This window comes from uncultured Phyllobacterium sp., assembly GCF_902479695.1.
Lineage (GTDB): Bacteria > Pseudomonadota > Alphaproteobacteria > Rhizobiales > Rhizobiaceae > Phyllobacterium > Phyllobacterium calauticae.
Genome location: NZ_CABSQF010000005.1, coordinates 76,595 through 101,914 on the forward strand (window position 1 = coordinate 76,595; position 25,320 = coordinate 101,914).

Genomic DNA, 25,320 nt, shown 5'->3' on the forward strand with positions numbered 1-25,320 from the left:
CCTGGCTTCATGCCAGCTAACCGGCCCGGCAACTACAGCGCACAATTCTTTCCAGCAAGTGAACGAAAGCCACGCTCCCCATGAATACCGACGGGGCAATTTGATTCAAATTTTGCCTGTTGCACAGATGCAACTGAATCGCCCGCCGCTAGATCAGCGCCACCCAGGCGCGGGCCAAAGCAAGACCCGCGGCATCGGCGGCAGCGCCACTTTCCGCGACCCGCGCCGGATAGTTTTCAAGCCAGGCCGGGTTGTCCCTCATGATCTCGTCGTGAAAAACATGCCGCCATTCCTCGACCAGTGCGGTGTCCGCCTCGAAGTGGAACTGGATACCGTACACCGCCCGCCCGATGCGGAAGGCCTGATTGCGGGTCATCGCGCTCGAGGCGAGATGCACGGCGCCTTCCGGCAGGGAAAATGTATCCCTGTGCCAATGGAAGATCGGAAAGGCGTGGGGAACAGCGGACAGCACGGGATCGGCTGCCGCTTCGGCCGTCGCAGTGACCGCATGCCAGCCGAATTCCTGCGGGCGCCCGAGAATGTTTTCGGCATCGTAACCGCGTGCGACAAGCTGGCTGCCCAGGCAGATGCCAAGCACCGCCTTGTCCGCATCGCCAAAACGCCGGATCAGCCTGGCAAGCGCGGGAAGATAGGGAAACTGGTCGTCGGCAAGGGCATTCTGATCGCCGCCGAGCGAGATCAGTGCGTCGTAACCCGCATCATCGGCAGGCAGCGGTTCACCGGTATGGGCCTGCACCAGATCAATCTGTGCACCGGCTTCCGCCAAGGCCTGTCCAACCAGTCCCAATCCGGTATTCTGATAATTCTGTACAACGAGAACGCGCATTCTACCTGCCTGATGATCGCATTGACGATGATCCTGCGATAGCATGGACCCCTCACAGCCGGAAGCCATCAAATGCCCCTGCAAAACCGTGTCACACCCTTCGGCGATATCACCGCCGTTCCCCAGCGCGGGACCTTTATGGGCAATCGCGGCATCATCCACGACCCGTCAACGCGCACCCTGCTGAAACGGCGCTGGTCGACGAGAGCGTGGATCATCTGTGTCTGCGACTTCAGGAACGTCCGGCGCGCCGTCATGGCCCGGCAAAGCTGGACCGAGCTGTTCTTCCTCGATGAAGCGACGGCGCTCAGCGCCGGACACCGCCCATGCTTCTATTGCCAGCGGCAACGGGCGAAGGCTTTTCAGGCCGCATGGGCCGATGGCATGGGCAAACCATCGGCACCGGAAATGGATCGTGTGCTGCACGGGGAGCGCCTCGAGGGGAACGGCGGCAAGAAACACCACCCGCTTGCAACGGCGATCCTGGACCTGCCGGACGGCAGCATGATCGCCTCCGGCGACAATGCCTATCTGGTGCATCGGGGCCAGACCTATCTCTGGTCATGGGATGGCTATGAGGCCTGCCCGCCGCCCACAAAGGATATCAGCCTGCTGACACCGCCCTCGACGGTGCGGACTTTGGCCGCCGGTTATATCCCGGTCGTTCTGGGGATATAACTCATATGCATTATTCTATCTGAAAATGCATTCCAATTGGATGTCGTCCGGCTCCAGGGCCGCCAGATCCGCGTCTGGCGCTTCCGTGACGACACAACCGAGACGCCGGTAAAAATTGACCGTATTTTCGGATGGTATCGCCGAAACGTACAGCCCCCGTGCGCCCATTTCCCTGGCAACATCCTTGCAGTGCTCAAAGAGCCGCATACCCAGGCGCCGGCCGCGATAGTCATTGCCGACATGAAGGAAACTCAACTGCAGGAGATCCTTCCCGGGGCCACGCCAGATGGTATCGACGGCCCCAACGCCCGCCAGTGTATCGCCGTCGAAAAAGCCGAAGAATTTTCCACCCCGATCGAAACTTTCCTGCAGCAGGGGCGTGTATTTCTCCGCCTCGCCTTCTTCCCAGCCGGGAACATCAAAATATTCCGCGTGCAGGACGAGCTTGCCGCCCCGCAGCGCATAAAGGTTTTCAATGATCTCGCGGCGATCGATGGCCCAGACCTGTTCGATCTCGCTGCGTTTCAGTGCACGGAGTTCCATGGTTCTGCTCTATATACGTCAGACATAATATGCTCTTTAGTGGCATATAGAACAAATATAGCATGGCAATCAAGTGGTAACCGCGATCAGATTTTGACACTTGCCGGCACCGACCGGCCCAGCTTCCATCCAAGGCTGGTGCCGGCCGCTGCAACGAGAATGGCTGCAGAACCCAGGAACTGTATCGGTTGCAGCTGATGCCCGAAGGCAAAATAGTCAACCAGAATGGCAGCGATGGGATAAATGAAGGACAACGATCCCGTGAGATGGGTCGGCAGCTTCTGGATGGCGCTATAGAGCAGAATGTACATCAATCCCGTATGAACGACACCGATCGTGACGATGCTGCCCCATTCGGCTGCGCCTTTCGGCATGACACTGAAATCAGCAAGCGGCGCCATCAGCACGATACCGACGCAGACCTGAATCAGCGCAATCAGGTGCGGCGGCGTGCCCTTCAGCCGCTTGGCCACGATGGATGCGATGGCGTAGAGGAAGGCTGCACCCAGCGACAGGCCGATACCGGCCATGTAGTTCGTGCCCGTGTAACCGCCGCCGGGCTTGGCCTGAACGATCAGCAGCATGCCGGCAAATGCGACCGCCAGCCAGAACAGCTTGGTGAATGTCAGCTTCTCCTTGAAGATCAGGGCGCCCAACACGACGAGCATGAACGGCTGCACGTTGTAGACTGTCGTCGCAATGGCAATGGACGCACGGGAATAGGCGGCAAAGAGCAGCACCCAGTTGAGGACAATGGCGATGCCGCCAAGAACAGCAAGGCCGAACAGCTTCAAAGAAATAACATTCGGACGCAGCAGACCGAGTGCGGCGCAAACGCCGAGCAATGTCAGTGCACCAAAGGCGCAGCGCCAGAACACGACTGATAAGACCGGCTGACCGGACATCAGCACAAACCAGCCGATCGTGCCCGAAATCATCATCGCAGCGGTCATTTCCACGCTGCCTCTCGCCATATCCCGTTCCATGCCACCTGTCCTTTCGTCTCACACCACAGACTATTCGGAGCAATGGCAATTTGATATATATGGAAAAAGGCGTAAAGTTCGCTTGACCTGTTTAATGCAGGCAAAACGCCTGATCTGCCTTACGAGGTTGCTATGCTCGATGAAATGGACAAGACCATCCTCGGTATCCTGATCGAAGATGCGCGAATCTCGCTGAAGGAACTGAGCCAGAAAGTCGGACTCTCGTCTCCCAGCGTGTCCGAGAGATTGCGGCGGCTCGAGGAAAAGAAGGTGATCCGCGCCTTCACCGTCGATATCGACCCGGCGGCGCTCGGCTATAATCTGACAGCCATCGTGCGGGTCAGGCCCCTGCCCGGCATGCTGCATATTGTCGAGCGGCTGATCCAGGAGATGCCTGAAATCACCGAATGCGACAAGGTGACGGGCGACGATTGCTTTGTCGGCAAGCTGCATTTCCGCACCATGGAACAGCTGGACACGCTGCTCGACCGGCTGGCGGAAAAGGCCGAAACCAACACCTCCATCGTCAAATCCTCGCCGGTGAAACGACGCCTGCCGCCTCTCGGCTGACATCGCCTGCTTGACCGCCCCATCCCCTCTCTGGCATCCATCTTCCATGCGCGCAAATTACAGAATGCAACGGCTTTATATTACCGCGGATCTGGCGGCCGGCAGGCGGGCGGACGCCCCGGCGGAAGCCGTCAACTATCTCGCCAATGTGCTGCGGATGAAGGACGGCGATGAAATCCTCGTTTTCAACGGTCGGGATGGCGAATGGCGCGCTGCCCTGCGCTTTGAAAGCAGGAAGAAGCTGGCGCTGGAGCCGCTTGAACTGACGCGGGGGCAGCCGGAATCACCCGATCTCATCTACTGTTTTGCCCCGCTCAAGCAGGGACGGCTCGACTACCTCGTGCAAAAGGCCGTCGAAATGGGCGCTGGCATTTTGCAACCGGTGATTACCCAGCACACGCAGGTCGCCAGAATCGGCATGGATCGGATCGAGGCCAATGCCATCGAAGCGGCGGAGCAATGCGGCGTTCTGGCCATCCCGGAAACACGCGAGCCGGTCAGGCTCGAGAAACTGCTGGATGGCTGGGATCCGGACCGACGCCTGATCTTCTGCGACGAAGGTCATGATACCCATAACCCGCTGCCGCTGCTACAAAGTCTGCCGCGCGGGCCGCTTGGCGTTCTCATCGGGCCGGAAGGCGGGTTCTCGGATGCGGAGCGCGAAACCCTGCGCAAGCTGCCGTTCGTCACCGCCATTCCGTTGGGCCAGCGCATCCTGCGCGCCGACACTGCCGCCGTTGCCGCACTCGCGCTTATTCAGGCGACGATCGGCGATTGGTGAGTTACAAATTCTCTTGATGAGTGCATCAGCGAAATTTGCTTGCGCTCGTTTCCGAAAACAGCCAATCACGCCGCAAGTTCAAAAATTCTAGTGGGGAAGCACCATCCATGGCGCGCGATACAACAGACGAGACGCCCCTTTCCGGTACGGAAGAACTGGCGACTTACCTCGCCCAGGGCTCCAAGCCGCAATCCGCATGGCGCATCGGCACAGAGCACGAAAAATTCCCGTTCTATACCGAAGACAACAGCCCGGTTCCCTATGACGGTCCGCGCGGCATCCGCGCCATTCTGGAAGGCATGCAGTCGAAGCTGGGCTGGGAACCGATCATTGACGAAGGCAATATCATCGGCCTCGTCGAACCGACCGGCCAGGGCGCTATTTCGCTGGAGCCGGGCGGCCAGTTCGAACTGTCGGGCGCACCGCTCTCCACCATTCACCAGACCTGCCGTGAAACCAACGCGCATCTGGCGCAGGTGCGCGAGATAGCCGAGCCGCTCGGCATCCGCTTCCTGGGTCTTGGCGGCAGTCCGAAATGGTCCCTGGCGGAAACGCCACGCATGCCGAAGTCCCGCTACAACATCATGTCCAACTATATGCCGAAGGTCGGCAAGGACGGACTGAACATGATGTACCGCACCTGCACCATCCAGGTGAATCTCGACTTCGCCTCGGAAACCGACATGCGCCGCAAGATGCAGGTTTCGGTGAAACTGCAATCCATCGCCACGGCGCTGTTCGCCATGTCGCCGTTTACCGAGGGCAAGCCGAACGGCCTGTTGTCCTGGCGCTCCAATATCTGGCGCGATACGGACAACAACCGTTCCGGTGTGCTGCCGTTCATCTTCAATGAAAATTTCGGCTTTGCCGATTACGTGGAATGGGCGCTCGACGTGCCGATGTATTTTGTCCTGCGCCATGGCCGTTACCATGACTGCACGCATGTGACCTTCCGCCAGTTCATGAACGGCGCGCTGAAAGATTCCATTCCGGACGCCACGCCCAACATGGGCGACTGGACGAACCATCTTTCCACGCTGTTCCCGGAAGTGCGGCTGAAGCGCTTCCTTGAAATGCGCGGCGCCGACGGCGGCCCGTGGCGGCGCATCTGCGCGCTGCCGGCATTCTGGGTCGGCATTCTCTACGACGCCGAGGCACTGGATGCCGCGGAAGCCCTCACCCGCGACTGGACCTACCCGGAAGTGCAGGCCCTGCGCGACGAGGTGCCGGCAAAGGGTCTGCGCGCCACGCTGCGCAACCGCTCGGTGCACGACATTTCCCGCGACGTGCTGGCGATTTCGCGCCTTGGCCTGAAAAACCGCGCGCTGCTGAACAGCGAAGGCTTTGACGAGACGCATTATCTCGCATCGCTGGAGGAAGTTGTCGCACGCGGTACAACCTCAGCCGAGCAGATGCTCAGCCAGTACAACACTGTCTGGGGCGGCTCGGTTGAACCCGCTTTTCTGGAGTATGCCTACTAATTCCACCCTTTGGGAGACATGCGATGACCAAGACCATCCTGATCACCGGTGCGAGCCGTGGCATTGGCCGTGCGGCGGCCATTCTTGCCGGTCAAAAGGGATGGTCGGTCGGCGTCAATTACATCGGCAACAGGGCCGCTGCTGACGACGTCGTTGCGGCAGTCATGGCAGCGGGTGGCAAGGCAAAAGCCATACAGGGGGACGTTGCCAACGAGGCCGATGTCATCGCCATGTTCAGGCAGACCGAAGAACTCGGCCAACTTGACGGCCTTGTCGTCAATGCCGGTATCGTAGCGCCCGCATCCAAGCTGATGGATATCGACACCGAACGTCTCAAGCGCATGTTCGATGTGAACATTCTCGGCGCCTATGTCTGCGCCCGCGAGGGTGTCCGCCGGATGGCGCGGTCTCGCGGCGGCAAGGGTGGATCAATCGTCATCCTGTCATCTGCCGCAGCCCGTCTTGGCGGGCCGTCGGAATATGTCGACTACGCCGGATCAAAGGGGGCGATGGATACGCTGACCATCGGCCTTTCCAAGGAAGTTGGCCCCGAAGGCATCCGCGTCAATGCCATCCGCCCCGGGCTGATCGAGACCGACATTCATGCCAGCGGCGGCCAGCCCGACCGGGCCCAGCGCCTCGGCGTGACGGCACCGCTCGGGCGGCCGGGCACGGCTGACGAAGTCGGCGAATCCATCGTCTGGCTGCTCAGCGATGCGGCATCCTATGTGACCGGGGCGCTTCTCGATGTAACCGGCGGGCGCTAGCGACAGAATTTGACTCCCGTTCCCCGACTTATGTGTTATGCGGAAGCCAGATTGTCTGACGCGGATTCTTCACACCATGCCCACACACAAAGCGCTCACTGAAGCCTTCATTCCCGAACTGCCGAACTATTACCGCGGCAAGGTCCGGGAGAATTATGATCTGGCGGATGGACGGCGCATCATTATCGCCACGGACCGCATCAGCGCGTTTGACCGGATTCTTGCCTGCATTCCGCTGAAAGGCGAAGTGCTGACGCAGACCGCGCGTTACCAGTTCGAGCAGACCAAGGATATCTGTCCCAACCATGTGCTCGATTATCCCGACCCGAATGTCGTGGTTGCCCGCCGCCTCAATATCCTGCCGGTCGAAATCATCGTGCGCGGCTATCTCGCCGGAACCACCGGCACATCGATCCTGACGCTCTACAAGGCAGGCAAGCGGGAGATGTATGGCACGACCTTCCCCGACGGCCTGCAGGACAATGAAAAGCTTCCCGCACCGATCATCACGCCGACATCCAAGGCGTTCGATGGCGGCCACGACGAACCGCTGACCGCCCGGGAAATACTCGACCAGAAGCTGCTGACGCAGGAGCAGTGGGATACGATTTCCGCCTATGCGTTCAAGCTTTTCGCGCGCGGACAGGAAATCGCCGCCAGCCGCGGCCTCATCCTGGCCGATACCAAGTACGAATTCGGCACGGATGCGGATGGCAACATCGTGCTGGCCGATGAAATCCACACTTCGGATTCCAGCCGCTACTGGTTTGCCGACAGCTATGCGCCGGGCAAGCGCCCGGTCAGTTTCGACAAGGATTTCATCCGCACCTGGGTGGTCGAGCGCTGCGATCCGTATAAGGACGATATCCCCGAGATTCCGCAGGATATGATCGACGCGACGACCAAGGTCTATATCCAGGCCTATGAAACGATTACCGGTGCAACATTCACGCCCGGCGATCCCGCCGTCGATCCGCTGGAACGTATCCGCAAGAATCTGGCGCAGTATTTTTAAGGTTTAATGGCCGGATTCATATCCCTGAACCGACCTGACTGCATCTGCGCCGGGCGTGGTTCGACAGGCTCACCATGAGGGAGGGTGAGGATTGCAGGGAGCCTTATTCTGCAACCTTCGCGATTGGCGTTGCATCAAACCACTCCCCTCATGGTGAGCCTGTCGAACCACGCACTCTAAGCCGATAAAAAGATTGAACTTTGCTTATCGGCAGGGCTACTCTTCTCTCGTGCATCAGCCCGAAGGAGGATCGGCGCCATGAATCTCGTAGACATGTTCCTGAAGGGACAGGGTGGGCAGGCCGTGGAGGCACTGTCCCGCCAGTTTCAGCTCTCCCAACAACAGACAATCGCCGCCATCGAGGCATTGATGCCGGCCTTTTCGCAGGGCTTGCAGCGCAATACCGCCGATCCCATGGGTGTCGGTGCCTTCATCCAGTCGCTGTCGTCGGGCCAGCACGTCAATTATTTTGATAATCCGCAGGCGGCCTTCAATCCGGCAGGCATTGCCGACGGTAATGCCATTTTGAACAATCTGTTCGGCTCGAAGGAATTATCACGTGCCGTCGCCGATCATGCCGCGCGGATGACCGGGATCGCCGTCAGCACGCTGCAGCAGATGCTGCCCGTGCTCGCATCGATGACGATGGGCGGGCTCTACAAGCAGTCGACGGGCCAGTTTGCGGCGGCCGGGCTCGGCGGCGGCAATGTCATTGGCGATTTCATCGAGCAGATGATGCGGCAAAGCGGCGGCATCGGCGGCCAGACCGCCCCGAACCAGCCGGGCGCCGCCAACCCCTGGGGCCAGATTCTGGAAAGCATGCTCGGCGGCGGCGCCGCCGGAGCGCCGCAGCAGCCGCAGGGCCAGGCCAATCCGTGGGGCAACAATCCGCTTGGCCAAATCCTCGAACAGATGACGCGCGGCGGGTTTCCCGGCGCAACGCCGCAAGGGCAGCAGCCGACAGGAAACGCGCAGAACCCGTTCGGCGACAATCCCCTCGGCAAAATCTTCGGCGATATGCTCGGCGGCGGCGCGCAACAGCGCACGGCACCGGAGCCTCAGCCCCGGCAGCCGGACCAGCCGCCCGCTGCCAACAATCCGTTCAAGGATGTCCTCGACCAGATGTTCGAAACGGGCCGGAAAACCAACGAGCAGTATCAGAAGGGTGTGGAATCGATTTTCGACCAGTATCTGCGCGGCATGGATCGCAACAAATAGTCGGCCCCACAAAGAAAAAGCCCGGCCAGAAGGCCGGGCAGTGGGCAGGCGGGGCACCGGGAGGGGATTCCGGTGTGAATGGGACGCCTGCTAAACCGTCAAAATCGATGCTCAGCTGATCGAGCGTGCTGCGCGCAAACGGGCCCGTACATCGGCCAATGCGCCCAGTTTTTCGCTCGGATCTTCAAGCAGCGACGTGCCAAGGGCCGAATGCAGATCACCGCGCGTGACACCGATGTCATGCAGCATTTGATCGTTCCACTCACCGAGGCTCAAAATCGTTTTGCGATTGCGGCGGGCGACGATCATTCGGGTGACAAAGCCAAAGGCCTGAGCCAGCGCGAAAGTGATCGCGGGCACCAATCCATTTACTTCAGTCGTTCTCGTTGTCGTCGTCATCGCCCTACTCCTTTTTTGAATGGCGCTGATCAAGAAGGGTTGAATCGCGTGGAAACCATTTTCTACGCATTACGCCCGGTATCGTTTCAACACAGGCGTCTCCTGAACATCCGTAGAATGATCCACAAAAATTGATTATTCAAACGAATGTTTTTCATGTAAACGTTCAATAATAATGATGGATTGAACCGTCCGGGAGCAAAGCCATGAGTGCGCCTCTTGATCTTGACCAATTGCAGACATTTATCGCCATTGCCGACAGCGGCAGCTTCACCAGAGCGGCTGATGCGGTCAACAAGACGCAGTCAGCGGTCTCCATGCAGATGCGCCGGCTGGAAGAGCGGGTTTCCAAGGCACTGTTTGAGCGCGATGGCCGCACCAACAAGCTGACCGAAGACGGCGAACGTCTGCTGGCCTATGCACGCCGCATGATGCAGCTCAACGGTGAAACCATCGCCGCCTTTGACGACACGCAGCTGCAGGGCCATATCCGCATCGGCACGCCCGACGATTATGCCGACCGCTTCCTGCCGGAAATCATGGCGCGCTTTTCCCGGTCCAACCCGCGTGTCGAACTTTCGGTGGTGTGCGAACCCACGGTCAATCTCGACGAGATGATCCGCAAGGGACAGCTCGATCTGGCGCTGGTCACCCAGTGCGACGACATGCGCCGTTCGGAAGTGGTGCGAAGCGAGCAGTTGCTCTGGGTCACCTCGGCGCACCATACGGTGCATGAGGAGAAGGTGCTGCCGCTTGCCGTTGGCCGACCCACCTGCATCTGGCGCGCCGCGGCAATCGACGTGCTCGACACCATGCATCACGACTATCGCATCCTGTTCACCAGCTGGTCGGCGACGGTCCTGGCAGCAGCGGTGCTTGCCGGCCTTGCCGTCTCGATCCTGCCGGAATGCGCCCTGCGCCCCGGCATGCGTGTGCTCACCGAAGCCGACGGCTTTGGCCGCCTGCCTGAGTTCGGCATCGGTATCATGCGCGGCCACACCAAGCCCTCCGCCATCGTGGATGCGCTGGCGCAGCATATCGTCGAAAGCCTCGATAACCTGTCGATGCCAACCCCGGTCAGCATGGCGCCGGCGGCCGCGCCAAACCAGGTCAACCAGCGCCTGCGGCAGGTGCGCTCGACAGAGCTGGTTCCGGGCTGGTAGCAGGCAGGGCTGCTTACAGCCCGCCCTGCCATGCCTTGATGGCATCGAGCGGATAGACCAGCATCACGATATTAAGTGTGAGATTGTCACGAATGACATACCCCGCCAGCAATTCGAAGACGATGGCGATGATGATCGTCAGCCAGAGCGGAGCGCGGGAGGCAAAGAAAAAGCCGATCACCATGAACAGGATATCGCACACCGAGTTCAGCACGCTGTCCCCGGTATAACCAAGCGCAATGGTCGCCTCACGGTAGCGGTTGATGACCATGTCGGTGTTCTCGAAAATCTCCCACGCTGCTTCCACCACAATGGCAAGGAGCAGGCGGAAGCCCACCGGCTTGCTGCGCGCAACCAGCCACAAAAGGCCGTAGAACAGAAAGCCGTGGATGATGTGCGACAGGGAATACCAATCGGAAATGTGCTGGGAATTGTCGGACGAGTTGACTTCGCCCACCCAGAGCTTGACGGTTCCGCAGGTGCAGATGGGATTGCGGCCCATCCACAGCAGGATGACGGCGGTCAGAACGATCATCGCGGCGCCGATCATCAGATAATGGCGCAGACTGAGACGTTGCGTCATGAGCATTCCCCTTTTCATCCCCCGGCCCTGCAACACAGGCCTCCAAGACTTGACGCCATTCATCACCCCGTTAGGAATAGGGAATGACCGAAAAGTCCGAATCGACGTCCAACGTTGCCGAATATTCCGTATCCGAAATCTCGGGAGCGCTAAAGCGCACTGTTGAGGACACGTTCGGCCATGTGCGTGTGCGCGGCGAAATTTCCGGTTATCGCGGCCCCCATTCCTCGGGCCATGCCTATTTTTCCCTGAAGGACGACAAGGCCCGTATCGAGGCCGTCGTCTGGCGCGGCAGCATGAGTCGGCTGAAATTCCAGCCCGAAGAGGGCATGGAAGTCATCGCGACGGGCAAGCTGACCACCTATCCCGGCTCGTCGAAATACCAGATCGTCATCGAGCAGATGGAACCGGCCGGTGCCGGGGCTTTGATGGCGCTTCTGGAGGAACGCAAGCGCAAGCTCGGTGCTGAAGGCCTGTTCGATCCGGCCGCCAAGCAATTGCTGCCCTTCATGCCGCGCGTCATCGGTGTGGTCACCTCGCCCACCGGCGCGGTTATCCGCGATATCATTCACCGCATTACCGACCGCTTTCCGCTGCATGTGCTGGTCTGGCCGGTGCGCGTGCAGGGCGAAACCTCCGGCGCGGAAGTGGCCGCCGCCGTCAATGGCTTCAACACCCTGCAGCCGGGCGGCGCCTTGCCCCGGCCCGATGTACTGATCGTGGCACGTGGCGGCGGCAGCCTGGAAGATCTCTGGGGGTTCAATGACGAAATCGTCGTGCGCGCCGTTGCGGCCTCCGATATTCCTGTCATTTCAGCCGTCGGGCACGAAACGGATTGGACGCTGATCGATCTTGCCGCCGACGTCCGTGCTCCAACACCGACCGGCGCGGCTGAGATGGCCGTACCCGTGCGGGCTGACCTGCAGGCGAGCGTTGCAACCTATGGCGCGCGGCTGGCGGCGGGCATGTCGCGTTACCTCGACAATCGCCGTCAGGCCCAGCGCGCCCTGTCTCGCGCCCTGCCCTCCGCCGACCAGCTGCTTGCCCTGCCCCGGCGGCATTTCGACGAAACCGCCGCCCGGCTCGGCCGCGCCCTGCAGGCGAACACCCAGAAAAAGCGTGCGCATTTCGATGGTCGCGCCCGGCAATTGTCGCCGCGGGTCCTGCAGCAGCGGTTCCGCGAAAAGCAGCGGGAAGTGACTGTTTTCGGCGACCGCCTGCCGCGCAGCCTGAGCGTCTTCCTGCGTGACCGGCGCGCTGTCTTTGCCCGTCATACCCAGCGTCTGTCGCCTGAACCGATTGCCCGCCTTGCCGTGCGGGGCCGCCAATCGCTCACCCAGCTGGAACGGCGGCAGGATCAGGCCATCGGCATCAGGCTGGACCGGGCCAGACGGCGCGGCGGCGAACTCGAACGGTTGATGAAAACGCTTTCGCACGAGAGCGTACTCGAGCGCGGTTTTGCCATCGTGCTCGATCCAGCGGGAGCGCCGGTAAAGCGCGCGGCGGCGGTCGGCAGCGGCGATCACCTGACGCTGCGCTTCCAGGATGGCGAGGTTCAGGCTGTCGCCGGAGAAGGCGACATTAACCCTGTGCGGCCAAAGCCGGAACGCCCGGCTCCGGCAAAGAAGCCTGTCGCGCCCGGCACGGACCAAGGCTCGCTTTTTTAATTTACTCCCGCGTCCATTCCGGGCTGTTGAGCTCGATCAATGAGCGCGACCAATCCTCGATGAAGCGCTGTCTCTGCGCCCAATCCTGCACTGCCAGCAACCCCGGCCCGATGCGGATGGGTTGCGCAATTCCCGATTCCTTCAGGTTCTGCGGCCCGTCGACATCCGGCGGCAGGCCGCCCGTTTCGGAAAAATAGAACGCATTGCTCCGCGCGATCGACTGGCCGCGCTCCGACAGGAGATAATCCAGGAACTGCGCGCCAAGGTCGCTGCGCTCTGCGGATTTGGGAATGAGCGCTCCGCGGCTGAGCACCAGCGTATAGTCCCGCGGCACGACAACCCTGAGGTCCGGATGCCTTCGCGCCGCGTCATAGGCATAGGAACCCAGCATGTTGTAGCCGATATAGAGGCGGCCGCTCGCCACCTCCTCGAGAATTTCGCCGGTGCAGCATCGCGCCACCGCAGAAGCGCGTGCCATGCTTTCCAGCAAGCGGCCAAAGACGGTGTTCGTCTGCCGGGCGTCGTTGAAGGCCAGCAAATAGCCGATGCCCGAGAGGCGGATATCGTAGGTGCCGACACGGCCGCGATAGTAATCGAGACGTTCGCGCAGGAGGTCGGCGAGTTCCACATGGGTGCGCGGCACCTCGGCCGGCGGGACCTTGCGGGTGTTGTAGACGAAGACGGCCGGTTCATAGGTGAAACCAAAAACCTCGTCGCGCCAGTTGGCCCAATCCGCCACACGCAGCGTTTCCGGCGATGTGTGGGACGCGGCACAGCCATCATTGGCCAGTTTCAGCAACTGATCCACCGACGACGACAGGAGCAGGTCTCCGAGCGGCTCGTCCTTGCGGCAGGCCTCACTGGCCAGCGCATGCAGTTCATTGGTGAGATACTCGATGTAATCAATCGATATGCCCGGCGCGGTGCGCTGAAAATCGTCAATCAACGGCTTCATGGCGGCCAGATCGGTGGTCGAATAGATCGTCAGCTTGCCGGTTTCCGTCTGTAGCGCCGGAAATCGCGTATGATTGTCCGTTGCCGCCAGAACCTGCGATGTCAGGGCTAGGATCGTGGCAATCAGGGCGGCCGTGAAACGTTTCATCATTTCGCGGGCCCCTTGTGCAACGGCAATGTCAGGATAACCGTGAAGCTCTTCTCGTCCCGTGCGCGAAAACCCAGCGTGCCGCCATGGGCATTGACGACTTCCTGGGCAATGGCGAAGCCAAGGCCGGAACTGCCTTCGTGCGATTTCGACGTTGCGAAACGCTGGGTGGCTTTTTCCCAGCCTTCCGGCGGAATGCCGGGGCCGTCATCCTCGACCTCGACATAGGCGTCGAGCGCATCGGAGCGCACCCGCACCTCAAGCCGCTGATCCGTTCCGTGCCGCAGGGCATTGTCGATGACATTGACGATAGCCTCGCGCAGGCTGACCGCATCGCCGAGGACAAAGGGGCGGTCATCGGGCGCTTCGAACGAGATGACGATATCGGGGTCCACGGTGATGGGAATGGCGGCGCGGTAGGCACGGCGGGCCACATCGACGAGGCTGATCGGCTCGAGCTGGATGGAGTCGGCGCGGTGGATGACCATGGCGTGGCTGAGCAACTGGTTGGTCAGGCGCGCCAGCTCGCCGGTGCGCTGCTGCACCCGCTCGAAATGCTGCCGTCCGGTCTTGTCCAGCTTGTCATGCCCAAGAAGGTCGATCTGTGCGGACAGGGCCGTCAGCGGTGTCCGGATCTGATGGGCAGCATCGGCGATGAACCGTTGCAGCAGGTCGACGCGTTCATTCAGGCGGCCCATGAAATGATTGATGGAACTGACAAACGGATCGAGTTCGCGCGGAACGCCGACCGAGACGGGCGTCAGGTCATGCGGGTCACGGCGGCGCACAGCCGCCCCCAATCGCTCCACGGGTTGCAAGGCATAGCGGATGGCCAGCATGGCACCGGCAAAGGCGAGAAAGCTCATGACGACGACAAGGATGGTGGCACGCAGCGTCAGTTCCCGCGTCAGGGCGGAGCGCGCCTCGTTGGTCTGCGCCACGACGACATAGGCATGCCCCGTCACCGACGGGTCCGCCAGCACGCGGGTGGCGCGGGCGATGCGCACCGCCTCGCCCTTGTAGATACCTTCGCTGATGCTGACGGCGTCGCGCGCGCCGTCCGATGGCGCCGGGTTTTGCAGATCATCATATCCGGTCACGGTCTTGCCGTTGGTATCGATGACGCGGTAGAAAATCCGGTCGCGTTCGGCCAGTCCCAGCAATTCGAATGCCGATGTGGGCAAACGGGCGCTGAGCGCGCCTCTTTCGACGGAAAGACTCTCGGCCATTTGCAGGGCAGCGCCGACAAGCAGCCGGTCATAGGCCTTGTCGGCCGCTGTTTCCGCGTAATACCAGGCCGCGCTGACAAGAATCGCCGCACCGATACCCAGAACCAGCGAAATACGCCGGGCCAGACGGGCAAAGAGGGACGGCTCATGCTGCATCGCCGGCCACCAGTTGATAGCCGAGCCCGCGCACTGTCACGATGCGCGCCTGCGCGCCTTCCAGTTTCTTGCGCAACCGGCCGACATAGAGCTCGATGGCGTTGGCATTGGCGGCCTCGTCGAACCCGAAGATCTGGTCGAGCAGTTCGTCCTTGCTGAAAACGCGGCCGGGCCGCGCCGCCATGACTTCAAGCAATGTCAGTTCGCGCCGCTTCAACTGGACTTCGCGCTTGCCGACATGGACGGACCGTGCGCCGCGGTCGATGGCGATATCGCCGCATTTGATCAGATTGGTCGCCTCGCCGCCGGTGCGCCGCCGGATCAGCACGCGGGCGCGCGCTTCAAGCTCGCGAAAATCGAAGGGCTTGACGAGATAATCATCCGCCCCCAGATCGAGGGCGCCGACGCGGTCCTCGATCTCGGAACGCGCCGTCAGCACGAGGACGGGAACGGCATTGCCGGATCTGCGCAGGCGCTTGAGAATCTCAAAGCCGTCCATGCCCGGCAGCATGACATCGAGGATGATCAGCGAATATTCAGTGAAATCGATGATTTCCGCCGCGGCACGGCCGTCGGTTTCCCAATCGACAGCATGGCCGATCGCCTCGAAACGCTTGGCGATAGCCTCCCCCACATCATGCGTATCCTCAACCAGCAATATGCGCATGGTTTTCATTGGCATGAACGCCCGCCGGGATCAATTGACGATGAATGCTTTTACCATGCAGGGATTGAATGCACCGGGCGGCGAGACCGGCTTGAGAACAGGCGCAGCTGCCGGTTCACGGCATCAGCCGCAGCGCACAAAGACACCGCACCGCAGTCACGGCTGGTTTCATTCGGCTTTGTATTTTAGGGAGCTTTGGGAAGAAGTGGTACGGACGGGTGGATTCGAACCACCGACCTCAGGAGCCACAATCCTGCGCTCTAACCAACTGAGCTACGACCGCGCACCGTCTTCTTTTCGACAGGGGTCACATACGTAAGATTGATGCTTTTGGCAAGCACCCGATGCAACAGAAAGGTAAAAACCAACAAAAAAGAAAAGGCCGGGGGAGGAACCGGCCTTTTCCATTAATGCAAGACCCATACGGGAGGAACTATCGGGTCTTGCTTGTCCAGCGGCCGGGAGGAGGAGGGCCGCCGGAGTATTTTTTCATCAAAGGCCTTTAAATCAGGCGACCTTGACGTCCTTGATTGCCTTCTCGACAGCCGACTTGACCGGAGCGGAGATTTCTTCAACAGCCTTGGTTGCAACTGTCTGGAATTCCTTGGCCTGGTCGGTCAGGGCTTCAGCCTGCTTGCGAACGAATGCGCTCTGCAGTTCGATGACTTCGCCGAAAGACTTAACACCGATCAGGGCTTCGATATGAGCGAAGCTGGCTTCGGTGTTGGCGCGCAGCGCAGCCAGAGCCTTGAGGGAGAGAGCAGCGGTGTTCGACTGTGCAGTTTCAAACGTGCTTTCGAGTGTCTTCTGGGCAGCTTCGGCCTGATCCTTGATCTTGGCATAGGCTTCCTTGGACTGGGCAACGCCCTTCTCGGTGAATTCGCGAACCTGATCGGTTACAGCGGTCGCATCAAAGGCAGGGATCGAGAACGCATCAGCAGTCTGTTTGGTGGTCTTGCTCATAATATGTTCCTTCCATGTGCAGCCGGTCTATGCGACTGCTTGTGAATTCATGACATGTGTATAACCCAATTTATTGTGCATTGCAACATTTCTTTCGCACCGCACAATCAAACGTCTGATTTTTCATCCAAATATTTTTGTGGAGCGTCTTCCAAGTTAACTAAACCAAGAGAAAGACGTGTGACGTAAGGGACTGTGAGTGGACGATTGATCGCCAGACGATTATTAACAGAGTATTAAGACAATCCGCAGACAGCGGATGCTTTATTGTGGAGTGCACCGGTCAAACGATGACGTCTGGAACTTACCCATTCATCGATATTGCCGTTCTGGATGAAATTCGCGAGCATTTTGCCAATGGCGATGCGCTTGTGGTCATTTCGCCGGATCTGGAGAATGTCATCTGGGCGAATGGCCAGGGTGCAAGCGCGCTTGGCTATGCGACCATCGACGATATTCTCGATGCCGGCTCCGTGCTCAATGTACAGGCAAGACGCCAGCTCATGGCGCTCGACGGTTTCCCTGCCATCGGCCATGGCCGCACGGTGTCATTGCGCGTGGCCTTCGGCTTGGCCAGCCGCATCCTGACATTCCAGGCAAGCGACCTGACCCTGCCGCGCGGCGAAGCCGCCATCCTGCTGTCCGTCGCCAATACGGCTCGACTGACATCCGAAGCGGAGATCGCCGCGCTGGCCATCAAGGGCTTTGGAGACAGCACCACCCATGCGGCCATGATCGATGCCGCCGGCACGGTCTTGGCAGCCTCCGAGCAGTTCCGCAGCATCGGCTTCAACGACAAGATGCTGGGCGATCTGGTGCGCGAAGTGCGCCTCGAACGCAACCGGCTGGTGAAACGCCCGGTGCAGACAGCCAACGGTTTTGTGCCGGCCGGCATAGCGCGGTTGACCGACAGCCCTGCCCTGCATCTTCTCTTCGCCATCCGCGACGTCCATGCAAGCGCAGAGCAACCGGTAAAAGCCGCGGACAAGCAGCCCGAACCGCCCGCGGCACCGCCCATCACCGTTGTCCATGATGTCCGGGACAGCGGCGTCGAAGCCACGGAACCGCCGCGCAGCACCACTGCCGTTGAACCAGCGGGGCAACAGGCGGAAAACGCGGCGTCCGAGGATGAACCTTTTCAGTACAGGCCCTCCGACAACCCCGTCCGTTTTGTCTGGAAGGTGGATGCGGATGCGCATTTCGACGAAATATCTCCCGAATTTGTCGGCGCGGTAGGTCCCAACTCGGCGGCGGTCATCGGAAAATCCTTCCGCGACGTCGCCAACGTCTACGGGCTCGACAGCAGCGGCGAGATTGCTGAACTTCTCGAACGGCGCGACACATGGTCGGGCCGCTCCGTCCTGTGGCCGATCGAAGGCACCGATTTACGTGTGCCCATCGAACTGGCGGCCCTGCCGATCTATTCGCGCGAGCGGGTGTTCATGGGCTTTCGCGGGTTCGGCGTTGCCCGCATGGGTGACGTTACGACCGATCCCGAGGCGATCGGCAAGGCGCTCGCGCCCAAGCCCGTTGCTCCCGTCGATGCATTCAATGGCGAAAAACCCGCCATTGCCATCACACCCGCCGCACCGGTTGAGCCTGCCCGCGACGAAGCCAGGGCTGAAATCATCGAAGGCAATGTCATCCCGTTGAAGACCAACCGTCTTCCGCGCGATGACGGGCGCCTGAACGATGCGGAACGCAATGCCTTCAGGGAAATCGCCGAACGGCTGCGCCGCGAAGTTCTGGCCGACAACCCGAAGGAAGCTGCCCCTGCGGCTGCCGTAACCAATGCCGAAGCGCCATCGGAACAGCCGGCAGTGCCCAATCCGGTCGTGCCGCCGGTTCCCGATGCGGAAGTCGTCGGCCCCGGTTTCACCGTGTCGGCAGACAAAGAGGCAAAGGCAACTGCAGCCGATCCGGCACCGCAGACGGATTTTGCCGAGAATATCCGCACACAAGCCCGGCAAGGCGTCGATACCGCTGTTCTGGCGGCCCTGCCTCTTCCGGTCCTCATCCATCGCCATGGCATTCTTCTCTATGCCAACACGGCCCTGCTCGACGCCACGCTTTATGAAACGCATGCGAGCATCAACGCGGCAGGCGGCCTGAATGCACTTTTCGCCGAGAATCCGGAACAGGCCGACAGCGAGACGGCGGACGGTGTGAACCTGCGTCTGAGCGATGGCACGACCCGGCGCGTTCAGGCGCACCTTCAGGCCGTGCGCTGGGACGAGGACGGCGAACGCGCCTTGTTGCTGGCCCTGTCGCCTGAGGCGCAGCCGCCCGTGGTGCAATCGCCGGAACAGCGGTTCGACGACAGCGAGCGGCAGCTCCTGCAAACCCGCATCGACGAGCTGAATGCGATTCTTGATACCGCGACGGATGGGGTTATCCTGCTTGATTCCGCCGGTGCCATCCGTTCGGTCAATCATTCGGCGGCGGCGCTGTTTGGCTATAATCCGGAAGACGTGGAAGGCAAGGCGTTCTCCCTGCTCTTTGCCATCGAGAGCCAGCGGACGGCCATGGACTATGTCAGCAGCCTGTCGGACAACGGGGTTGCCAGCGTTCTCAATGACGGCCGCGAGGTCATCGGCCGCGAAAGCAAGGGGCGGTTCATCCCGCTGTTCATGACCATCGGCAAGCTCGATGCGTCAAAAGGCTTTTGCGTCGTGTTGCGGGACATCACCCATTGGAAACAGGCCGAGGAAGAGCTGCTCAGCGCCAAGCGCGAGGCAGAGCGCACCTCCAGCCAGAAGAGCGAATTCCTCGCCCGGATCAGCCATGAAATCCGCACGCCACTCAACGCCATCATCGGTTTTTCCGAGTTGATGGCGGACGAAAAATTCGGCCCTGTCGGCAATGAGCGGTATCGCGACTATCTCCACGATATCAGCCGTTCCGGCAATCACGTTCTGTCGCTGGTCAATGACCTCCTCGACATTTCCAAGATCGAGGCGGGTGCGGTGGAGTTCGACTTCCAGGCGGTTTCGCTGAACGACGCTCTCACCGAGGCCGTGGCGATCATGCAGCCGCAGGCAAACCGTGAGCGGGTGATCATCCGCTCCAGTCTTACCTCGCGCCTGCCCGATATTGTCGCCGATCAGCGGTCGATCACCCAGATTGCCCTCAACCTCCTGTCGAACGCCGTGCGTTTTACCGGACCGGGCGGACAGGTGATCGTTTCGACCAGTTACGAACCCAGCGGCGACGTGCTCCTGCGGGTGCGCGATACCGGTATCGGCATGACGCGGCAGGAAGTCGAACAGGCCCTGCGCCCGTACAAGCAGATCACCACACCGAAACATGCGCGCACCGACGGCACGGGTCTCGGCCTGCCATTGACAAAGGCCATGGCCGAGGCAAACCGCGCAAGCTTCGCCATCGATTCCGCGCCGGGGCGCGGCACGATGGTCGAAATCAGTTTTCCGTCGACCCGCGTTCTCGCCGACTGAAAATTGTAAGACAGCTTCCCATCGCCTCATTCAGTCCGCAATGCGATGGCAAACGCTCTGCAACAAATTGGCGCCTGACGATCTCTGGCCCTTGAATTGCAACGCATCATCGCTAAACCGTAGATGGAGAAGCGTAAAACCTTCCGGCGTGCAGCCGGAAGAACAGCAGACATCGGAATGTTCATGTCCTGGTACCGGCCGAGGAACATATTCGCGACAATCATCGCATTGGCTCTCGTCGCCGCGGGACTTCTCGCCGCTATTCCCTATCTCGTCAGCACGGATGTCATCCGTGCCCGGCTCATTCAGGAACTCAGCAACTGGACCGGCTACAGTGTCGAATCGCGGCAGACGCCGCAAATTTCGTTCTTTCCGGTCTTTTCCGCCTCGCTCGCCGACGTGACCATCCGCAATCCCTGGCAGAGTGAAGGCACGCCCTTCATGAAAGCCGAACGCATCGAAGTCGATCTGTCGCTGCTTTCCGCGCTGATGGGCCGGACCGAATTCACCGAGACAACCATCATCCGGCCGCGTTTTGTCATCGACGAGCCGATCAAAAGCCTGTCGCAGATCGGCGAATCCCTGGCAAAAACCGATGGGCGCATCGGCGACGTCATGCGCGAGGCACGGGCTGCCATCGAGGCCAATCCGGCAAAACCGGATATGAGCAATGTGTCGTCGCAGCCGTTCGGACGTATCCGGCTCGAAGATGCGATGGTGACGTTCAAGCGGCCGCTCAACGGGTCGGAAGAGCAGATTTCCAGCATCAGCGGCGTTTTTGAATGGCCGCAGACCTCGGGCGTCGCCAGCTTCCGCGGCAATGCCATCTGGCATGGCGAGGAAACCGAGATCGACAGCTCCGCCAGCAAGGCGCTGCTGCTGCTGGCCGGCGGCACCAGCCCGCTGCAGGTGAACCTGACATCGACGCCGCTCACCCTTGCTTTCAACGGCTCGGCCAATATTGCCAAGAACCAGTTCTTTCAAGGCACCCTGTCGCTAACCTCCCCGTCCCTGCGCCGGACGCTGGAATGGTCGAAGACTCCATCCATTCCCGGCGCGCCGATTGGCAGCTTCGCCCTCGACGCCACGGTTTCCGGCTCGGCCAACCGCATGAAGCTCGACGGTTTGACGGCAACCCTGAACAACAATCCGGCAAAGGGCGGCATTGAAATCGTCCTGAACGATGGAACGCCAAGCATCACCGGCACGCTCGCCTTCGAGACGCTTGACCTCCGCTCCGTGCTGTCAGGCTTCATGCCGCTGCCCGACGGGTCGGCCAATGCCAATGCGGTTATCGATACCCGCTTCCTCAAGCAGGCCAATGTGGACCTGCGCGTCTCCACCCAGAAGGCCACGGCGGGCTCGGTCAATCTGACGAATGTTGCCGCAACCGCGCAGGTTCGCAACGGCCGGGCCATTTTCGACATCGGCGAGGCCGCAGCCTTCAACGGCTCCATTGCCGCAAGTTTCCAGCTGGCCGAAGAAGGCGATGGCGGCGCCACGGGTGAACTGCGTCTCAACGGCACGGATGTGAACAGCGCGGCGATCGCTCCGCTGCTGGGGCTTGGCAACCGGTTCGAGCTCGGCAAAGGCACGATATCCCTTCTTCTCAAGGGACCGATCTCCCGGTGGTCATCGGCCATGGAGAACGCCAAGGGCACCCTCAGCATGCGCTTCGGCACGGGGCAGATCAAAAGCATCGATTTCAACAATCTGCTCAACCGGGCCAAAACGGACCGGTTTTTCAGCCTGAATGAAAAAACCGACGCCTGGCTGGCATTCGACCGGATGGAGATCAAGGCCAATATCATGGACGGTGTGGCAGCCCTCGAGACCGCACAAGTCCAGATGAAATCCGGCGTGCTGAGCTTTGCCGGCATTGTCACCCTTATCGGCAAGAGCCTGGCCTTGACGGGAGACTATGCGGTGCCTGTTCCTGCTGCTGCGGCACCGGTACCCGCACCGGCGCCAGCGGCAACAGCAGCCCCTGCTCCAGCGCCCGCTGACGCGACGGCGCAAGCCGCACCCGCCGAGCAGAAGCCTGCGCCAGTATTCAACCACACGCGCTTCTTTATCGGCGGTTCCTGGGACAATCCGTTTATCTCGCCGATCATTGCACCGGCGAATTAGTGCATCGAGAGGTTAGTGACGGGCAGCGGCCTGCTCGTCACGCGCCTTCTGCACCTCGCGGCGCTTGTTGGCAATCGACGCGATCACCACCCCCACCGCGACGACGGCAATCAGGATGGTACAGGCGGCATTGATCTCCGGCGTCACCCCGAGACGCACCTGCGAGTAAATGCGCATGGGCAGGGTGGTGGCACCGGGACCCGAAGTGAAGCTTGAAATCACGAGATCATCGAGCGACAGCGTGAAGGCGAGCATCCAACCGGATACCACCGCCGGCATGATCACCGGCAGGGTAACCTTGAAGAAGGTGGTGACCGGCGTCGCCCCGAGATCCATGGCCGCCTCTTCGAGCGAACGGTCGAACGTGACCAGGCGCGACTGCACCACGACGGCCACGAAACACATGGTGAATGTGATGTGGGCGAGCGTGACGGTCCAGATACCCCGGTCAAAGCCAATGGCGACGAACAGCAGGAGCAGCGACAGGCCGGTGATGACTTCGGGCATCACCAGCGGCGCATAGATCATCGCTGAAAACAGCATCCGCCCGCGGAAACGGGTATAGCGGGTGAGCGCGAGGGCACCGAGCGTTCCGAGGATCGTCGCGAAGGTCGCCGAGATCAACCCGACGCGGATGGTCACCCACGCCGCATCGATAAAGCTCTTGTTGTTGAACAGCGACACATACCATTTGGTCGAGAAGCCGGCCCATACGGTGACGAGGCGGGATTCATTGAACGAGAAGACAACCAGCAGCACGATCGGCAGGTACAGGAACGCGAAACCGATGACCAGCGAGACGATATTGAAGCGGGACCAGGTGGTGTTCATGTCACTTCTCGCTTTCCTGGGCTTTGGCTTCCGACCGCTGGAACAGCACGATGGGCACGACGAGCAGCGCCAGCAGAACCACGGCGACCGCGGAAGACAGCGGCCAGTCACGGTTGGCGGAGAACTCGTTCCACAGGGTTTTGCCGATCATCAATGTCTCCGACCCGCCGAGAAGATCGGGAATAACGAATTCGCCGACGGCCGGAATGAAGACAAGGAAACATCCGGCGACAACGCCGGGCAGCGACAGCGGGAACGTGATCTTCCAGAAGGCGGTGATGGGCGGGCAGCCAAGATCTTCCGCCGCCTCAACCAGGGAATAATCCATCTTTTCCAGCGTCGAATAGATCGGAAGCACCAGGAACGGCAGATAGGAATAGACAATGCCGATCAGCACCGCGGTATTGGTGTTGAGAATGTTCAGGGGCGTGTGGATGACATTGGCCCACATAAGAAACTGGTTGAGCAGCCCCTCAGGCTTGAGAATACCGATCCACGCATAGACGCGGATAAGGAAGCTTGTCCAGAAGGGCAGGATCACCAGCATCAGCAGGGTTGACCGGACGGTGGCGGGCGCGCGCGCCATGCCGTAGGCGATGGGATAGCCCACCAGCAGCGTCAGGAATGTCGAAATGGCGGCAATGATCACGCTGGACAGATAGGCTTTGACATAGAGCGGGTCGCTGCCGAGGAAGGTATAATTGTCCCAGGAGAACTGCGACACGCTGTTGATCAGCCCCTGCCAGCCCGCCCAGACATCAATCGTCGGCGTATAGGGCGGTATCGCCATCGTCACTTGCGAGAGTGAAATCTTGAAGACGATGATGAACGGGATGAGGAAGAAAATCAGCATCCACAGATAGGGAACGCTGATGACGAGGCGGCTGACGACGGACGCGATCAATTTTTGCATGGCAGCCCCCTAAGCCGTCAACAGGATGCCGGCGTCGGTATCGAAATTGACCCAGACCTTGTCGTCATAGCCAAGCGGGTCTTCGACCGTGCGCACCGCATTCAAACTGGCAGCCTTGATGATCCGGCCACTTTCAAGCCGGACGTGGAAAACCGTCATGTCGCCGAAATAGGCGATATCGTAGAGTTCGCCATGCGCCGCGTTGACAGCAGTGTTTGCCGGTTCCTTGCGGCTGAGGCGGATCTTCTCCGGGCGGATGGCAAACCCGACGGACTGGCCGGTGGAGCAGTCGCGCGTTGCATCCGTGCGAATGGTGATCCTGTCGGCCGGGACATCGATGTCGACCTTGCCGGGCATCACTGTCGAGGCCGTACCTTCGAACATGTTCACATTCCCGATGAAATCCGCCACAAACTTGGAATTCGGGGCTTCGTAGACTTCCGCGGGCGTTGCCACCTGCTTGACTTTGCCCTTGTCCATGACGGCGATGCGATCGGCCATGGTCATGGCCTCCTCCTGGTCGTGCGTCACGACGACGAAGGTCAGGCCAAGCTTCATCTGCAGGTCCATCAGCTCGAACTGCGTTTCTTCACGCAGCTTCTTGTCGAGTGCCCCCAACGGTTCGTCCAAAAGCAGGACCTTTGGCCGTTTGGCAACGCAGCGGGCAAGCGCCACGCGCTGACGCTGGCCGCCGGACAGCTGATGCGGTTTGCGCTTGGCGAACTGCTCGAGCTTGACCAGCTTGAGCATTTCCGCAACACGCGCGTCGATTTCATTCTTCGGCATGCCATCCTGCTTCAGGCCGAAAGCGATGTTGCCCTCGACCGTCATGTGCGGGAACAGGGCATAGGACTGGAACATCATATTGACCGGCCGCTTGTAGGGCGGGATGCCGCGCATATCCTGACCGTCCAGCAGGATACGGCCCGAGGTCGGTTCTTCAAATCCGGCCAGCATGCGCAGGAGCGTGGACTTGCCGCAGCCGGATGCGCCGAGAAGGGCAAAGAATTCACGATTGTAGATCGTCAGGGACAAGTCATCGACCGCGGTAAAGTCACCAAACTTTTTGGTTACATTCTCGAAGGAAATATAGGGTTTTGCTTCAGGATCATTCCAAGGTGCGAATTTACGGCGAAAGCTTCCCAGTGATTTCATGATTGCCCCGGCATTTTGGTC

At 60.4% G+C, this 25,320-nt stretch carries 23 protein-coding genes and 1 tRNA gene; 11 read left to right on the plus strand and 13 right to left on the minus strand.

What is annotated here, in order from left to right; all coding sequences use genetic code 11:
• Positions 1-148: 148 nt before the first annotated feature.
• Positions 149-847, minus strand: a complete 699-nt coding sequence (locus tag RDL77_RS04855) for a type 1 glutamine amidotransferase (protein WP_223611710.1) — start codon at positions 845-847, stop codon at positions 149-151.
• A gap of 72 nt (positions 848-919) precedes the next feature.
• Here RDL77_RS04855 and RDL77_RS04860 point away from each other — a divergent pair, with 72 nt between their 5' ends.
• Complete coding sequence (locus tag RDL77_RS04860) at positions 920-1,525, plus strand: hypothetical protein (RefSeq protein WP_288192006.1); 606 nt, start codon at positions 920-922, stop codon at positions 1,523-1,525.
• A 15-nt stretch (positions 1,526-1,540) separates the two neighbouring features.
• Here the strand turns inward: RDL77_RS04860 and RDL77_RS04865 are convergent, their stop codons facing one another.
• Positions 1,541-2,068, minus strand: coding sequence for a GNAT family N-acetyltransferase (locus RDL77_RS04865; protein ID WP_288192007.1), 528 nt, complete (start codon positions 2,066-2,068; stop codon positions 1,541-1,543).
• 86 nt (positions 2,069-2,154) lie between these two features.
• Complete coding sequence (locus tag RDL77_RS04870; RefSeq protein WP_223611714.1) at positions 2,155-3,054, minus strand: DMT family transporter; 900 nt, start codon at positions 3,052-3,054, stop codon at positions 2,155-2,157.
• A gap of 132 nt (positions 3,055-3,186) precedes the next feature.
• Between RDL77_RS04870 and RDL77_RS04875 the strand changes: the two genes are divergently transcribed.
• From RDL77_RS04875 to RDL77_RS04900, 6 genes are all read left to right on the plus strand, one after another.
• Complete coding sequence (locus tag RDL77_RS04875) at positions 3,187-3,624, plus strand: Lrp/AsnC family transcriptional regulator (RefSeq protein ID WP_223611716.1); 438 nt, start codon at positions 3,187-3,189, stop codon at positions 3,622-3,624.
• Positions 3,625-3,670: 46 nt separating this feature from the next.
• Positions 3,671-4,405 (plus strand): 16S rRNA (uracil(1498)-N(3))-methyltransferase, encoded by a 735-nt coding sequence (locus RDL77_RS04880; RefSeq protein WP_308526373.1) that lies wholly within the window; start codon positions 3,671-3,673, stop codon positions 4,403-4,405.
• Between the two features lie 107 nt (positions 4,406-4,512).
• Positions 4,513-5,886, plus strand: a complete 1,374-nt coding sequence (locus RDL77_RS04885; RefSeq protein ID WP_223611719.1) for a glutamate--cysteine ligase — start codon at positions 4,513-4,515, stop codon at positions 5,884-5,886.
• A gap of 23 nt (positions 5,887-5,909) precedes the next feature.
• A complete protein-coding gene (locus RDL77_RS04890; RefSeq protein ID WP_288192009.1) occupies positions 5,910-6,653 on the plus strand; it encodes an SDR family oxidoreductase in 744 nt (247 codons plus the stop codon).
• A 76-nt stretch (positions 6,654-6,729) separates the two neighbouring features.
• Entirely contained in the window at positions 6,730-7,668 is a 939-nt protein-coding gene (locus tag RDL77_RS04895) for a phosphoribosylaminoimidazolesuccinocarboxamide synthase (protein ID WP_288192010.1), read from the plus strand.
• 258 nt (positions 7,669-7,926) lie between these two features.
• Entirely contained in the window at positions 7,927-8,886 is a 960-nt protein-coding gene (locus RDL77_RS04900) for a DUF937 domain-containing protein (protein WP_223611723.1), read from the plus strand.
• A 111-nt stretch (positions 8,887-8,997) separates the two neighbouring features.
• On the opposite strand, the gene RDL77_RS04905 is transcribed toward RDL77_RS04900, so the two are convergent.
• Positions 8,998-9,285 (minus strand): DUF1127 domain-containing protein, encoded by a 288-nt coding sequence (locus RDL77_RS04905; protein ID WP_223611725.1) that lies wholly within the window; start codon positions 9,283-9,285, stop codon positions 8,998-9,000.
• Positions 9,286-9,491: 206 nt separating this feature from the next.
• Between RDL77_RS04905 and RDL77_RS04910 the strand changes: the two genes are divergently transcribed.
• Complete coding sequence (locus RDL77_RS04910; protein ID WP_223611727.1) at positions 9,492-10,448, plus strand: LysR substrate-binding domain-containing protein; 957 nt, start codon at positions 9,492-9,494, stop codon at positions 10,446-10,448.
• Positions 10,449-10,461: 13 nt separating this feature from the next.
• Here the strand turns inward: RDL77_RS04910 and RDL77_RS04915 are convergent, their stop codons facing one another.
• Positions 10,462-11,031, minus strand: coding sequence for a DUF2585 domain-containing protein (locus RDL77_RS04915; protein ID WP_288192011.1), 570 nt, complete (start codon positions 11,029-11,031; stop codon positions 10,462-10,464).
• 83 nt (positions 11,032-11,114) lie between these two features.
• Between RDL77_RS04915 and xseA the strand changes: the two genes are divergently transcribed.
• Entirely contained in the window at positions 11,115-12,698 is a 1,584-nt protein-coding gene (gene xseA, locus RDL77_RS04920; protein WP_288192012.1) for an exodeoxyribonuclease VII large subunit, read from the plus strand.
• 1 nt (position 12,699) lies between these two features.
• On the opposite strand, the gene RDL77_RS04925 is transcribed toward xseA, so the two are convergent.
• The 5 genes from RDL77_RS04925 to RDL77_RS04945 all read right to left on the minus strand — a co-directional run bounded on the left by RDL77_RS04925 (position 12,700) and on the right by RDL77_RS04945 (position 16,815).
• Complete coding sequence (locus RDL77_RS04925) at positions 12,700-13,803, minus strand: ABC transporter substrate-binding protein (RefSeq protein WP_288192014.1); 1,104 nt, start codon at positions 13,801-13,803, stop codon at positions 12,700-12,702.
• Complete coding sequence (locus tag RDL77_RS04930; protein ID WP_288192015.1) at positions 13,800-15,185, minus strand: sensor histidine kinase; 1,386 nt, start codon at positions 15,183-15,185, stop codon at positions 13,800-13,802. The genes RDL77_RS04925 and RDL77_RS04930 overlap by 4 nt, the downstream gene beginning before the upstream one ends.
• Positions 15,175-15,852 carry a response regulator transcription factor gene (locus RDL77_RS04935; protein ID WP_223612394.1) on the minus strand — a complete coding sequence of 226 codons (678 nt, stop codon included), beginning with the start codon at positions 15,850-15,852 and terminating at the stop codon, positions 15,175-15,177. The genes RDL77_RS04930 and RDL77_RS04935 overlap by 11 nt, the downstream gene beginning before the upstream one ends.
• 206 nt (positions 15,853-16,058) lie before the next feature.
• Positions 16,059-16,135: transfer RNA gene (locus RDL77_RS04940), tRNA-His, on the minus strand.
• Positions 16,136-16,359: 224 nt separating this feature from the next.
• Positions 16,360-16,815, minus strand: a complete 456-nt coding sequence (locus tag RDL77_RS04945; protein ID WP_105736338.1) for a phasin — start codon at positions 16,813-16,815, stop codon at positions 16,360-16,362.
• A gap of 290 nt (positions 16,816-17,105) precedes the next feature.
• On the opposite strand from RDL77_RS04945, the gene RDL77_RS04950 reads away from it, so the two are divergent.
• Complete coding sequence (locus tag RDL77_RS04950) at positions 17,106-20,270, plus strand: histidine kinase dimerization/phospho-acceptor domain-containing protein (protein WP_288192016.1); 3,165 nt, start codon at positions 17,106-17,108, stop codon at positions 20,268-20,270.
• Positions 20,271-20,447: 177 nt separating this feature from the next.
• Positions 20,448-22,400: an AsmA-like C-terminal region-containing protein gene (locus tag RDL77_RS04955; protein WP_288192017.1), complete on the plus strand. Its 1,953-nt coding sequence runs from the start codon at positions 20,448-20,450 to the stop codon at positions 22,398-22,400.
• 12 nt (positions 22,401-22,412) lie between these two features.
• Here RDL77_RS04955 and RDL77_RS04960 read toward each other — a convergent pair whose 3' ends face one another.
• The 3 genes from RDL77_RS04960 to RDL77_RS04970 are packed head-to-tail and all read right to left on the minus strand — an operon-like array spanning position 22,413 to position 25,299.
• Positions 22,413-23,231 carry an ABC transporter permease gene (locus RDL77_RS04960; protein WP_223611740.1) on the minus strand — a complete coding sequence of 273 codons (819 nt, stop codon included), beginning with the start codon at positions 23,229-23,231 and terminating at the stop codon, positions 22,413-22,415.
• 1 nt (position 23,232) lies between these two features.
• Positions 23,233-24,144 (minus strand): ABC transporter permease subunit, encoded by a 912-nt coding sequence (locus RDL77_RS04965; protein ID WP_288192018.1) that lies wholly within the window; start codon positions 24,142-24,144, stop codon positions 23,233-23,235.
• Positions 24,145-24,153: 9 nt separating this feature from the next.
• Positions 24,154-25,299, minus strand: coding sequence for an ABC transporter ATP-binding protein (locus tag RDL77_RS04970; protein WP_223611743.1), 1,146 nt, complete (start codon positions 25,297-25,299; stop codon positions 24,154-24,156).
• Positions 25,300-25,320: the final 21 nt, after the last annotated feature.